The organism is Streptomyces sp. NPDC002566, from assembly GCF_042889585.1.
Lineage (GTDB): Bacteria > Actinomycetota > Actinomycetes > Streptomycetales > Streptomycetaceae > Streptomyces.
This window is the reverse complement of sequence record NZ_JBIARD010000006.1, coordinates 382088-395162: the sequence shown is the minus strand read 5'-3', so window position 1 is coordinate 395162 and position 13075 is coordinate 382088. Positions and strand designations below refer to the sequence as shown.

Here is a 13075-nt window from a genome sequence, read left to right as displayed (position 1 = left end):
GCCTGCGACCCCATCAGCCATGAGGGCGCCGTCAGCCAGCTCCGCGCCCGCCCGGAGATAGAGATCCGCGAGGAGAGCGGCGTCGACACGGTCGCCCTGCTGGTCGAGGACGCCCTCGACGAGGCCGCCCTCGCCCGGCTGCGCCGGATCGTGCGCAGCGAGGGCGGCCGGGCCGTGCTCGTCGTCGGCACGATCCGGGAGAACGAACTGCTGGACGTCATCGAATGCGGCGTCGGCGCCATCGTCTGGCGGCGTGAGGCGACCGCGCACCGGCTGGTGGCGGCGGTCCAGGCCGCCGCACGCGGTGACGGCGACCTGCCGGCCGACCTGCTGGGCCGGCTGATCAGCCAGGTGGGCACCCTGCACCGGGGCGCGGCGAGCCGCGCGGGCACCCCCTCGCTGGGGCTCGCGCCACGGGAGGTGGACGTCCTGCGGCTGGTCGCCGAGGGCCTCGACACCGGGGAGATCGCCAGCAAGCTGTCCTACTCAGAACGAACCGTCAAGAACGTGATGCACGGACTCACGACGCGCCTGCATCTGCGGAATCGGGCGCACGCCGTGGCATATGCCCTTCGGGAAGGCTACATCTGACCGAACGGGCAATCGAAGGCGGACACGCGGGCAGCACACCTGCCCGTCCGCCGACCCCGCCGCGCGTGCGGCCCCCGCGGCGTTCGGGGGACGATCGACGGCAGGGCGGACGCCCGTGAACGAACGGCGGCAGCAGGGCAGTTGAGGAGCACGACGTGATCCACGAGGTGGACGAGGTCCTCAAAGGGCTGCTCGGCGGCGGCGCGTTGACCGGCTCGGGCATCGATGTCTCCTTCGAGGCGCCCACCCGCGACTGGGCGGCCCGCCGCAACGCCCCTGTCGTCAACGCCTACTTGTACGACATCCGTGAGGACGTGGCCCGGCGGCAGCGGGGGCAGATGCCGGTACGCGACGAGCGGGACTTCGTCGTACGCCGCCGCCAACCCCCGCGCTGGTTTCGGCTGTCGTACCTGGTGACGGCGTGGACGAAGACCCCGCAGGACGAACACCGCCTGCTGTCTGCGGTGTTGGCCACACTCATCCCGCGTGAGCTGCTCCCCGCCGAGGAACTCCCCGGCGCCCTAGGCGCTTTGGGGCTCGCCGTCCCGCTGACCGTGGCCGGTCTGCACACCGAGTCGCGTTCCCTGGCCGAGATCTGGTCGGCGCTCGGCGGCGAGCTCAAGCCGTCCCTCGACCTGGTGGTCACCGCGCCGTTCCCGGCCTACCCCGAGTACGACGCCGGGCCGCCCGTCACCGAGGGCGCGGCGGTGCGCCTGCGCGGCATGGACGGCGAGCCGCCGGAGTCCGGTGAGCGCGTCCACCGTCCCCACCAGGTGGCGGCGGCCCGCGCCGCCCGCGAGACCCGGAATCCCCGATGACCGACCTGCGCGACGAGGCCCCCGCCGCCACCCGTGTCAGCCCCCTCCTCGCCCGTCTCGCCCGGCTGCGCGAGCGCGTCGCCGCCTTGGTCGACCACCGTGCCGCCACCGACCCGACGGCCGACGACCCCCTGCGCGGCCTCTACCTGTCGGAGGAGGCGGTACGGCACCTCCTCACCGCCCCGGCGACGACGGCGGCCCCGGACGCGCCCGACTCCCCGCTCGGCGCCCCTGGCCCCGACCCCGATCCCCTCACCGCCCTCGCCGCCCGCCTCTCCCTCACCGACCTCGACACCGCGATCCTGCTCGTCGCCCTCGCCCCCGACCTGGACCGCCGCTTCGAGCCGCTCTACGGCTACCTCAACGACGACGTCAGCCGGCGCCGGGCCACGACCGGGCTGGCCCTCGACCTGTGCGGCGTGCCCGAGCATCTCGCCGCCGCCCGGGCCCGCCTCCACGCCGGCGCACCGCTGCGCGCGCTCGGTCTGCTGGACCTGGAGGAGCCGGAACGGCCCTTCCTCTCCCGCTCGTTGCGCGTCCCCGACCGGGTGCTCGGCCATCTCCTCGGCGACGACACCCCGGACGCCGCCCTGCACGGCCGTCTGCACCCCCTGCCGGAGCCGCTCCCCGCCGACGACGAGCACTTCACCGCCCGCCTCGCCGCCCTGCTGAGGAGCGGCCCCCTCACCGCCTACCTGCGCGAACACCGCGAAGGCGACGGGGTGGCCTCGATCGCGGCCGCTCTGGAGGCGGCCGGCGTGCGCGCGCTGCGGTTCACCGGGCCCGAGGACCGGGTGCCCGAGCTGCTGCGCGAGGCCCGCCTCGGCGGCCTGGCCCTCGTCCTGTCCGGCCTGCCCGAACGCCCCGGCCCGCTGGTCACGGCACTCACCGCGGCGACCGACGTCACCGTCCTCCTGACGGACCCCCGCCCCTACGACCCGCACTGGTCCCCCCACGACCCGCTCACCCTGGACGCCCCCCGCCGCCGCACCGGCGGAACGGCGGCGTGGTCGGCGGCGCTGGAGGCGGCGGCGACGCGGAAGGCGGAGCCCGCCGACGACAACGGTCCCGCCGACGTCGACAGTCCCGCCGGCGACAACGGCCCCGCCGGCGCTTTCGACCTGGCCGCCGCCGTCGCGCCGTACCGGCTCGGCGGGGAGCGGATCGCCCGGGCCGCACGCGCCGCACAGGGGCTCGCCGCGTTCGAAGGCGGCCCGCTCACCGCGGCGCACATCCGGCTCGCCGCACGTCAGCAGTCCGCGTCCGGGCTGGAGCGGCACGCGCGCCGGATCCGGCCCGCGGTCGGGTGGCAGGATCTCGTCCTGCCCGAGCGGCCGCTGACCCAGCTGCGGGAGCTCGCCCTGCGCGCCCGCCACCGCGACCGCGTCCTCGGCGACTGGCGGCTCAGCGCGGGCGGCGGGCGGGGCCGGGGCGTGCTCGGGCTGTTCGCCGGCGAGTCCGGCACCGGCAAGACCCTGTCCGCGGAGGTCGTCGCCGCCGAACTGGGCCTCGACCTGTACGTGGTGCAGCTGTCGTCGGTCGTGGACAAGTACGTCGGCGAGACCGAGAAGAACCTGGAGCGCATCTTCACCGAGGCCGACCGCACCGACGCCGTGCTCCTCTTCGACGAGGCCGACGCGGTCTTCGGCAAGCGGTCGGAGGTCAAGGACGCGCACGACCGGTACGCCAACATGGAGAGCGCCTACCTGCTCCAGCGGCTGGAGTCCTTCGACGGGATCGCGCTGCTCACCACCAACCTGCGCGCCAACATCGACGAGGCGTTCACCCGCCGGCTGGACCTGGTCGTCGACTTCCCGTTCCCCGACGCCGGGCAGCGGCTCGCGCTGTGGCGGCACGGGCTGTCCCACGTGCCGTGCGCCGACGGCATCGACCCCGCCCCGCTCGCCGCGCAGTTCGAGCTGGCAGGCGGCTCCATCCGCAGCGCGGTCGTGACCGCCGCCTACCTCGCCGCCGGCCGGGGCGAACCGGTCGGCGACGGGGACCTGCTGGAGGGGGCCCGCCGCGAGTACCGCAAGGCGGGCCGCCTGGTGCCGGGCGAGGCCGGCTGGTAGCGCACCTCGCCGAATGGCCTACTGCGAGCGGCCTACTGCACGCGCCACTTCTGGTTCGGTGTCCCCGAGCACGTCCACAGCTGGAGCCGGGCGCCGTCGCCCGTGCCGTTGTCCTTGACGTCGACGCACTTGTCGGCCTGCGGGTTCACCAGGTCGCCCCGGGTGCTCAGCACGAACTGCTGCGCCGGGTTGCCGCTGCACCGGACGAGCTGGATCACGGCCCCGTCGTCCCGCGAGCCCCAGGCGACGTCCATGCACATGCCGAGCGTGCGGACGGTGCCGTCGCCGTGGAACACCCACTTCTGGTTGGGGGTCCCGGCGCACTCCCACAGCTGGAGCGGGGTGCCGTCCTTGCCCTTGCCGTCCGCCGCGCCGGTGACGTCGATACACCGCCCGGAGGCCTGCCCGATGATCAGCTGCCCGGGGACCGGCTTCGGGTTCGCCTTCGGCGTCGAGCCGGTGGCCGGCTTGCCCCCGCCGGACCCGGACGTCCCCGAACCCGACGCGCCCGAGCCCGACCCTGGGGAGTCCGGCTGCGCGCCCGCAGCGCCGGTCGTGCCGGAGCCGGGGTCCTGGGTCTGCGCGGGCGCGGACGGCGCCTCGGGGACGGGCAGCGGCGCGGCGGAGGCGTCGGCCTTCGGCGCGGCCGGCGCGGAGGCGACCGGGCTGGGCAGCGCGGTGCTGCCGGCCTCGGCGAGCTTCTCGGTGGCGCGACTGGTGACGGCCGGCTTGTACGTCAGCCAGATCATGACGAACGCGATCGCCAACGCCAGGCCGACGCTGAACGCGGTCGCCAGCCACCGCGGCAGGAACCCGCGCTGCACGAACGTCCCGTCCAGGACGAGGGGTTGTGCACCCGAACGCTGCACGGTGAGCGCGTACGGACGCTGTTCCTTGGACCCGAACCAGATGATCTGCCGGGGCCGAAGCGTCGCGTCGACGAACGCGGCCCGCCCCGGCTCGATCTGCACGTTGCCCGGCCGGATCTCGTACGACAGGGAGTCGCCGTTGTCGGAGCCGGCGACGGAGGCGGTCAGCCGGGTGTTGCCGAGGTTGTCGACGGCGAGCCGGGGCCGTCCGCGGAAACGGCCCTTCACCGTGGGCGGGACCAGCTCGGCCCGCATCTCGGTGAACGGGGTGATCGTCAGGTTGCCCTCGGGGACGGTGACCGCGTCCGGGTGCTCCGTGGGGGTGATGCGCACCGCGTAGGGGCTGGGGCCCGCCGCCGCGTCCGGGGTGCGGGGCGGAGCGAAGGTCAGCTCGACCGTGCCCGTCGTACCCGGGTAGAGCCGCAGCGTGGGCGGCTCCACCGCGGTCCAGGGCGCCACGCTGCCCACCGGCTCGAAGCGGTACTCGTCGACGACGTCACCGGTGTTGCGCACCCGCAGGCGGACGGTCGTGCTGCCGCCGGGGTCCACGGTCGCCGCCGCCGGTTCCAGGGAGGTCCACAGAGTCACCTGTCGACGCTATGGGTGAGGGCGGCGGCCCGTCAGGAAGCGGCGGGGCAGGACCGCTGCCCGAAGGGGACGACCTGCCCTGCCCCCGAAGTCCCCCTCGCAGAAGCGGACTTCGGGTCCTCAGACCGTGAACTCGACAGCCTCCAGCTGGAGCCCCTCGTCCATGTTGCTGCCGCCGTACCGCCAGTCGCCGGGCTTGGTGCAGCCGAGGCCCATCCAGCCCTTGCCCTTGACGTTCGCGTTCTGGCACACGGAACCGTCGTTGACCTTGATGGTGAAGCCCTGGAGCGGCGAGACGGCTTCCTTGCTGCTGCCGATGTACATGTCCTTGCCGTCGGCCGCGCTCGACCACTTGTCGCCGGTCAGCCAGTCCTCGACGACGTGCGCGCCGTTGCCGCTGACGCCGCCGGTGCCGGCCACCGCGATGTTCAGCGCCTTGATGGGCAGGCCCTTGCCGGTCGTGCCGGCCTCGGAGCCGTCGCACACCGGCTTCTGCCAGCCCCGGTCGGCCACATAGGCGCGGTAGCAGATGTGGCGGCCCTCGCTGCGGGCGGCGAGCTGCTTGACGGCGGTGGCGGCGGTCTCCGGCTTGGGCTTCGGCTTCGGTTTCGGCGCCTCGCTCGCGCCCCCGCCGCCGCTCTCGCCGCCGCCACCGGAACCGGCCGTGCCGCCGGCGTCGGCGGTGGCCGGACTCTCGGGCTTCGCCGCGGGCACCGGGACGGCCGCCGACGGGGGCGCGCTCGGCGCGGCGCTGAGGCTGGGGCTGGGCGGCGGGAGGGTGCTGACCCCGGCCTCCGCGAGCCGCTCCTCGGCGAGGCTGCGCACCTGCGGCTTGTAGGCGATCCAGATCATCACGAACGCGATCGCCAGCGCGAGGGAGAAGCTCAGCGCGGTCGCCAGCCAGCGCGGCAGGAACCCGCGCTGCACGAACGTGCCGTCCACGGCGAGGGGTTCGGCGCCGGAACGCCGTACCGCCACCGAGTAGGGGTGCTCCTCCTTGGACCCGAACCAGATGATGTCGCGGGGCCGCAGCGTCGCGTCGACGAACGCCGCCCGGCCCGGCTCGATCTGCACGTTCGACGGCTTCAGCTCGTACGACAGCCGGTCACCGGTGTCGCCGCCGCTGAGCGAGGCGGTGACGCGGGTGTTGCCGACGTTGTCGACGGCGATCCGGGGCCGCCCCCGGAAACGGCCCTTCACCGTGGGCGGGACCAGCTCGGCCCGCACCTCCGTGAACGCCGTGACCGTGAGGTTCCCCTCCGGGACGGTGACCGCGTCCGGATGCTCGGTCGGCGTGATCCGCACCGCGTACGGGTTCGGGCCGGCCGTCGCGTCCGGGGTGCGCGGCGGGGCGAAGGTCAGCTCGACCGTGCCCGTCGTACCCGGGTAGAGCCGCAGCGTGGGCGGCTCCACCGTGGTCCAGGGCGCGGTGGGGCCGACGGGCTCGAAGCGGTACTCGTCGACGACGTCACCGGTGTTGCGCACCCGCAGCCGCACGGTCGCCCGGCTGCCGGGGTCGACGGTGACGGAGGCGGGTTCGAGAGAGGTCCACAGGGTCACCCCGGCGAGGCTACGTCCGGCCCGCCGGGGGCGTCATGAGGCCCAGGGGCAGGGGGGTGTGCCCGTTCGGGCAGCTCCGCGGACCCGGTGTCAGAGGTTCTGGTGGTAGCGGTCGGCGGTGTCGTCGATGAAGTGGGAGAAGGCCGTGGCCGCGAAGGCCGGCCACTCGTCGATCGCGAGGATCGGCACGCGCCGCAGCTCCACGAGGATCTGCTTGCGGTCGCCGGTCGCGGGGCCGCCCTGTTGCGCGGGGGCGCCGATGTCGACGGGCTCCATCTCGCTGCCCCACACCGGGTCCTGGCCTCGCATCACGGCCTTGACGATCTGCGCGGTGATGTCGTCCTCCGGCTCCAGCTCCGGGTGCAGTGTGCCTATGAGCGTCACCACGTCACTCGCGTCGACACCACCGCCGATCACGTCGCTGTCGACCAGGCTCTGCCACAGCTTGCCCATGTGGTTCTTGAGCAGGACCGGCTGGTCCTTGGACAGCTTGGTCTTGTACCACGCCTTGTGCACGGCGGCCGAGGCGAGCACCTGGAGCAGGCCGCGGACACTGCCGAGCTGGGCGGCGGACGGCTCGCTCTGCATGCGGAAGACCTTGGCCAGGTGGGCGGCGTCCACGGCGAGAGCACCCTGGGCGACCCGCGCGTTGTCGGCCATCTCCTTCTTGGTCTTCTCCGCCCGCCAGAACTTCTGGTTGGCGCCGTGGAAGTCCTGGAAGTGCTCCTGGTCGTCGGCCGCGTTCTGGTAGAGGCCGGGCAGGGAGTCCAGAGGCACATCAGGGTTCACCTGGGGCTGTCCGGAGCTGTCGGGGGCGTAGACGGTGACGTAGCTGTCGCCGATCTCGAACTCCGGCGACCCGTCGGACTCGTCCCCCGCCTGGTCCCGCCTGGTCACCAAGTCCAGCATCTTCGCCACGCGCTTGATCTCGCCCATGACCTGGACGAGTTCATCCATGGTCTCGAAGGGCTGGGTGACGAACTCCAGGTTCTTGCCGTCCTTGACGACGTACCACTGGCCCTTGCCCCTGCCGTAGTACTTCGCCTTGGTCGGGTACACGCTGGCCTCCGAGTCGGACCCCGCGCCCTGCGTGACGTCGACCTGGCTGTCCAACTGCTGGAACTCGAAGCCCACCCGCGCCGGGGTCTCCACCCGGCGCTGGACGGAGGCGTCGGTCCCGCCGGTGTGCGCCGCGTCCGGGGACGCGTGGTCGGCGTGGTCGTGCCCGGCGTCCTGGCCGACCGCCCGCTGGACCGGCGCCGGTCCCGACATCACGCGGTGCGCGTTGGCCTCGGCGGCGCGTTCGTAGCTGTCGCCGGGGTCGCTGACGCGCAGGCCCGCGCCGTTGTCGGCGCCGGAGACCGGGCCCTGGCGCTGCTGGACGACATGGGTGAGCTCATGGGCCAGGGTGTGCTTGTCCCGGCCGTTCCACACCACGTGCTCGCGCGAGGTGTAGGCGCTCGCGCCGATCTCGGCGGCCGAGCGCTGGGCGACGGCGTCCGTGTGCACGCGTACGGAACTGAAGTCGACGCCTCCGAACCTGGCCGACATCTCACCGGCCAGCGGCGTGTCGAGGGCGCGGCCCGGCGAGTTCAGCACCTGGTGCACCAGGGAGCTGCGCTGCACGGCGGGCTGCTGTTCGTGTCCGCAGCCGGCGGAGTGCTGGTGGCGCTCCGCGTCGACGGCGCGGGAGACCGCCGCGTTGCCGGCGAGCCGCTGGAGGTCGAGCACGGTGGCCGCCGGTCCCGGGGGCCGGGCCGCGCGGACGGCGGGCCGGGAGCCGGGCGTCCGTTCCTTCGGCGAACTGCCCTTGTCCTGCGCGCGCACGAGCGCTCCCCTCGACGGCCTTGACGGTGAAGAAGCCACGTCAGCGAACCAGCCTGGCCGAGAAATCGGCGGCGGGGCAAGGCCCTTAGGGGCAGAGAGAGCGGGCGCGGCCGGCGGGCGTTGCCCTTCGGGGCAGACGGTCTGCCCCCGGTTCGGCACCCGGGGACGTTTCGACCGACGCGCTTCGCGCGTGACCGTGAGAGATGTCCTGACGCGTACCCCGAGGAGAGCACAGCATGCCGTCCTACCTGTCGCCCGGCGTATACGTCGAGGAGGTGGCCAGCGGCTCCCGCCCGATCGAGGGGGTGGGGACCTCCGTCGCGGCCTTCGTCGGACTCGCGCCGACCGGACCGCTGAACGAGCCGACGCTGGTCACCAACTGGACCCAGTACGTCGCGGCGTTCGGTGACTTCACCGACGGGTACTACCTGGCGCATTCCGTCTACGGCTTCTTCAACAACGGCGGTTCGGCCGCGTACGTCGTCCGGGTGGGCGGCAGCCCCGCGGGCGCCCCCGGCGACGCCAAGTCGCCCGCTGCCGTGGGCGGTTCGCAGGCCCCGGCCGCGCTGCCCGCCGGCGAGCCCACGCAGCTCGGCGCCTTCACGGTGACGGCGACCCAGGCCGGCCAGAGCGGCGCCCCGCTGAGCGTGGAGGTCGCCGACCCCGAGGGCGAAGGCCCCGCCGAACGCTTCCGGCTGATCGTCAAGGACGGCGACAAGGCCGTCGAGACGTTCGACGTGACCGCCAAGAAGGGCAACCGCTCCTACGTGGTCACCCAGGTCAAGGAGCGCTCCAAGCTCATCACGGTGGCCGAGGCCGCGCCCGCCGCGCAGCTGGTCCGCCCGGACAACCAGACGGTGACGCTGGCCGTGCCGCCCGCGGCCGCCGCCCCCGCCGCCCCGGCGGCGCAGGACGGGACCGTCGGCCCGGCCCAGTACCTCGGCGACAGCGCGGACCGCACCGGCTTCGGCGGCCTGGAGGCCATCGACGAGGTGTCCATGGTCGCGGTGCCCGACCTGATGGCCGCCTACCAGCGCGGCGCGATCGACCTGGAGGCCGTCAAGGCGGTCCAGCTCGGACTGATCGCGCACTGCGAGCTGATGGGCGACCGCGTCGCCGTCATCGACCCGCCGCCGGGCCTGAACGCCCGTCAGATCCGGGTCTGGCGGCAGGAGACCGCCGGCTACGACAGCAAGTACGCGGCGCTGTACTACCCGTGGATCAAGGCCTTCGACCCGGCGACCGGCCAGGCCCGCCTGGTCCCGCCGAGCGGCCACGTGGCCGGCGTGTGGGCCCGCAACGACTTCGAGCGCGGTGTGCACAAGGCCCCGGCCAACGAGGTCGTGCGCGGCGCGGTCGACCTGGAGATCCAGATCACCCGGGGCGAGCAGGACCTGCTCAACCCGATCGGCGTCAACTGCATCCGGGCCTTCCCGGGCCGCGGCATCCGCGTCTGGGGCGCGCGCACCCTCGCCTCCGACCCGGCCTGGCGCTACCTGAACGTCCGCCGGTACTTCAACTACCTGGAGGAGTCGATCCTGATCGGCACCCAGTGGGTGGTGTTCGAGCCCAACGACCACGCGCTGTGGGCCCGTATCCGGCGCAACGTCTCGGCGTTCCTGGTCAACGAGTGGCGGTCCGGCGCGCTGTTCGGCGCACGGCCCGAGGAGGCCTTCTACGTCAAGTGCGACGAGGAGACCAACCCGCCGGAGTCGGTCGACGTCGGCCGGGTGGTGTGCGAGATCGGCATCGCGCCGGTCAAGCCCGCCGAGTTCGTGATCTTCCGGCTGGCCCAGTTCTCCAGCGGCAGCGGTGAGCTGGAGGAGTAGCCGCGCCTTCCACTCCGCCCCCTGTCGTCAAATCCCTTAGAAGGAAAGCAAGATGAGTCTCCAGCCGGGTGACGCCCTCACTTCGCACAATTTCGGCCTGCAGATCGACGGCGTGATGGTCGAGTACCTCGCCGAGGTCAGCGGCCTCAGCATCGAGCAGGACGTCATCGAGTACCAGCAGGTCTCCGCGCAGGGCAAGCCGGTCACCAAGAAGCTGCCCGGCGTGAAGAAGGCGGGCACCTGCACGGTCGTGCGCGGCATGACCCAGTCCGCGGCCTTCAACCAGTGGATCACCGAGTCGATCAACGGCGCGATGGGCACCGCCCGCAAGAACGCCACGATCATGGTGATGGACTACCAGAACAATCCGGTCAAGCGGTACAACATGCGCAACGCCTGGTGCAGCAAGATCGACACCAGCACGGTGAAGGCGGGTGAGGCCTCCGCGCTGACGGAGACGGTCACCATCACGTTCGAAGAACTGGTCATCGAGTAATGCGGCGTACGGCTGCGCGGGGGCCGGCGGCGGCCGGGGTTCCGGCCGCCGCTCCGGCCGCGGTTCCGGCCGCGGGCGGCGGGGAGCCGGGGCCTGCATCGGCTCCGGCGCCCTTCCCGGCCGCCGCCGCGCCGGCGTCCGCCGTGCCCCCGCCGGTTCAGCAGCGCCTGCAGACGGAGTTCCCCTTCGAGCTGCCGCGCGGCTACGTCGACGAGGCCGGCGTCGTCCACCGCGACGGCGTGATGCGCCTGTCCACGGCCCGGGACGAACTCGTCCCGCTGCGCGACATCCGCGTCCAGGAGAACCCGGCGTACCTGTCGGTCGTCCTGCTCGGCCGGGTCATCACCCGCCTCGGCACGCTGCCGCTCGTCCACGACGGCGTCGTGGAGAACATGTTCGCCTCCGACCTGGCGTTCCTCCAGGACTTCTACCGCCAGATCAACGCGGAGGGCCACACCCGCGCGACCGTGGAGTGCCCGCACTGCGCGGAGCCCTTCGAGGTCGAACTCGGCGGGAGCCGCCTGGGGGAATCGTGACGTACGCGACCGACCGGCTGCACGAGGAGATCGCGTACGTCGCCTTCCACTTCCACTGGAGCCAGGACGAGATCCTGGACCTCGAACACCACGACCGCCGCCGCTACACGGACCGCATCGCGGCCCTCGTGGCAGGGACGGGGAGCTGAGGACTGATGGGCTTCCTGGAGAGGTTCCGCGGGGGCGCCGACTCCGGCCGGAAGCGGTCGGAGTCGGGCGGTGGCGGCAGTGGCGGCAGTGGCGGCGGCGTGAGTGGATCGGACGTGAGTGCCTCCGGCGTGAGCGGTTCTGACGTCGGCGGTTCCGGGGCCGCCGGGGCTGCGGGGAGTCCGGCCGGTCCGTCGGGCGGTGGCGTCCCGGGTGGTTCCGCCGCCGGCGGGGCGACCGGCCCGGACGGCGGTGCGGTGCGTCCCCGTTCCGCCGGGTGGACGGCGTTGCCCCCTCTCCAGCGGGCCGCGGACCGTCGTACGGCGGGGGTCGCCGACGCCGGGTTCGGCGGTCGGCTGGCCACCTGGCAGAACCCCTCCTTCACCGGCACGCGCTCACCTTCCGTCCTGGACGGCGGCCGGAGCGAGCGGATGACCACGCTGCCGTCCGGGCCCTCGCACCCGGCCACGTCCGCGGAACCGCCGGCGGCCGCTCCTTCCCCGTCGGTCCCCGCTCCCGTCACACCCGCCCCGGTCCCGGCGCCCGCCGCGCCGACGCCGGCCGTGGCCCCCGGCCCCGTCGTCGCGGCGCGGGGCGTCCACGTGCTCCCGGCTCCGCCGGCTGCGGCGGCTCCCGCACAGCGGCGCACGCTGTCCGCCCGACCGCCGTCGACGCCGCCGGCTTCCGCGCCGCTGACCAGGTCGGCCGCCTCGCCGGTGCAACGGCGCGCGCTGCCCGCGCGAGCCACGGGCAGCCCCAGGAGCGGCTCGGGCGCGCCCACTGACGGCGGAACCCCGGCCTCCGCCCAGGAGCCCGCCCCGGCCCCCTCCGTGACGGCCGCACCGGCACCGGGGGCGCGCGCCGACGCGCCCACCGTCCAGCGGACGCTGGGCGGCGCTACGGCTGCGCCGTCGCCGGAGTCCGGCGAGGGGGGTGCGGTCGTGCAGCGGGCGTCGACGGGCCGGCCCGCTCCGAGCCCGCACGCTGGACGCACGTCGACGCCGACGGGCGCGGGGCCGGGACCGGCGGACGGTTCCGGCCCCACTCCGGTCGGTGGACGCCCGTCCGGTCCGGCCGGCGGGCCCACCCCGCGTGCGGGAGGTGAGCGGACGACCCGTCCGACGGACGCGCGTACGACCGGACCCGTGGCCCCTACGTCGAACCCGACGCCCACTGCCGTGAGTCGAGCGCGCGGTGCCGGACCGGTGCGGGTGGGGACGCCCACCGCAGGCCCGGCGAGCACCCCGGCACCGGCAACCCCAGCCGCATCGCCGACGGCGGGCAAGCGCACGTCGGGACCGACGGCTCAGACTGCAGCCAACCTTGGTGGCAAGCGCCCCGTACCTCCGACGGGGGATGCCGCACCGAGGCAGTCGGGCATGCCCACCGCAGGCCCAGTGGGCAACCCCGCCCCCGGACCGACGACCCCAGCCGCATCGCACCCGGCCTCAGGCCCGAGGCGCACTGCCGCCTCGGCACCTACGGTCCAAACAGCAGCCGACCCAGCCGGCAAGCACCCCACACCTCCGACGGGCGATGCCACGCCGGGGCGGGTGGGTACGTCCACCGCTGGCCCAGCGGGCACCGGGACACCGGCAGCCCCGGCCGCATCACCGACGGCGGGCAAGCCCACCTCGGCACCGACGGTTCAGACCGCAGCCAACCCCGTCGGCAAGCGCCCCGCACCTCCGACGGGCACGCCCACAGCGGGCCCGAGCACCTCCGCCCCGGGACCGGCCGAA

10 protein-coding genes are annotated in these 13075 nt (G+C 74.0%); 7 read left to right on the top strand and 3 right to left on the bottom strand.

The annotated features are described in order from the left end of the window. Window positions 1-12: 12 nt before the first annotated feature. The 3 genes from ACFYXA_RS25920 (at window position 13) to ACFYXA_RS25910 (ending at window position 3481) form a co-directional block, all read left to right on the top strand. On the top strand, window positions 13-591 hold the full coding sequence (locus ACFYXA_RS25920; RefSeq protein ID WP_352244931.1) for a LuxR C-terminal-related transcriptional regulator: 579 nt from the start codon (window positions 13-15) through the stop codon (window positions 589-591). 155 nt (window positions 592-746) lie between these two features. Further along, a complete protein-coding gene (locus ACFYXA_RS25915) occupies window positions 747-1409 on the top strand; it encodes a DUF4255 domain-containing protein (protein WP_389036852.1) in 663 nt (220 codons plus the stop codon). Continuing rightward, window positions 1406-3481, top strand: coding sequence for an ATP-binding protein (locus ACFYXA_RS25910; protein WP_389036849.1), 2076 nt, complete (start codon window positions 1406-1408; stop codon window positions 3479-3481). The genes ACFYXA_RS25915 and ACFYXA_RS25910 overlap by 4 nt, the downstream gene beginning before the upstream one ends. Before the next feature lie 32 nt (window positions 3482-3513). Here the strand turns inward: ACFYXA_RS25910 and ACFYXA_RS25905 are convergent, their stop codons facing one another. From ACFYXA_RS25905 to ACFYXA_RS25895, 3 genes are all read right to left on the bottom strand, one after another. Then, window positions 3514-4938 (bottom strand): ricin-type beta-trefoil lectin domain protein, encoded by a 1425-nt coding sequence (locus ACFYXA_RS25905; protein WP_389036846.1) that lies wholly within the window; start codon window positions 4936-4938, stop codon window positions 3514-3516. Between the two features lie 120 nt (window positions 4939-5058). After that, window positions 5059-6498, bottom strand: coding sequence for a hydrolase (locus ACFYXA_RS25900; RefSeq protein ID WP_352244652.1), 1440 nt, complete (start codon window positions 6496-6498; stop codon window positions 5059-5061). A 90-nt stretch (window positions 6499-6588) separates the two neighbouring features. Beyond that, window positions 6589-8325 carry a DUF4157 domain-containing protein gene (locus tag ACFYXA_RS25895; RefSeq protein WP_389036842.1) on the bottom strand — a complete coding sequence of 579 codons (1737 nt, stop codon included), beginning with the start codon at window positions 8323-8325 and terminating at the stop codon, window positions 6589-6591. A gap of 236 nt (window positions 8326-8561) precedes the next feature. Between ACFYXA_RS25895 and ACFYXA_RS25890 the strand changes: the two genes are divergently transcribed. From ACFYXA_RS25890 to ACFYXA_RS25875, 4 genes are read left to right on the top strand one after another with little or no spacing between them, the layout of a single operon-like run. Continuing rightward, window positions 8562-10154 carry a phage tail sheath subtilisin-like domain-containing protein gene (locus ACFYXA_RS25890; RefSeq protein ID WP_352244650.1) on the top strand — a complete coding sequence of 531 codons (1593 nt, stop codon included), beginning with the start codon at window positions 8562-8564 and terminating at the stop codon, window positions 10152-10154. A 52-nt stretch (window positions 10155-10206) separates the two neighbouring features. Further along, window positions 10207-10650 carry a phage tail protein gene (locus ACFYXA_RS25885; RefSeq protein ID WP_130438933.1) on the top strand — a complete coding sequence of 148 codons (444 nt, stop codon included), beginning with the start codon at window positions 10207-10209 and terminating at the stop codon, window positions 10648-10650. Next, window positions 10650-11186: a hypothetical protein gene (locus ACFYXA_RS25880; protein ID WP_389036838.1), complete on the top strand. Its 537-nt coding sequence runs from the start codon at window positions 10650-10652 to the stop codon at window positions 11184-11186. The genes ACFYXA_RS25885 and ACFYXA_RS25880 overlap by 1 nt, the downstream gene beginning before the upstream one ends. Beyond that, a complete protein-coding gene (locus tag ACFYXA_RS25875; RefSeq protein WP_165430358.1) occupies window positions 11183-11335 on the top strand; it encodes a DUF6760 family protein in 153 nt (50 codons plus the stop codon). The genes ACFYXA_RS25880 and ACFYXA_RS25875 overlap by 4 nt, the downstream gene beginning before the upstream one ends. Window positions 11336-13075: the final 1740 nt, after the last annotated feature.

Coding starts and splice junctions, on each gene's coding strand:
- ACFYXA_RS25885 (WP_130438933.1), top strand. CDS start 10,207: ATGAGTCTCCAGCCGGGTGACGCCCTCACTTCGCACAATTTCGGCCTG.
- ACFYXA_RS25880 (WP_389036838.1), top strand. CDS start 10,650: ATGCGGCGTACGGCTGCGCGGGGGCCGGCGGCGGCCGGGGTTCCGGCC.
- ACFYXA_RS25910 (WP_389036849.1), top strand. CDS start 1,406: ATGACCGACCTGCGCGACGAGGCCCCCGCCGCCACCCGTGTCAGCCCC.
- ACFYXA_RS25890 (WP_352244650.1), top strand. CDS start 8,562: ATGCCGTCCTACCTGTCGCCCGGCGTATACGTCGAGGAGGTGGCCAGC.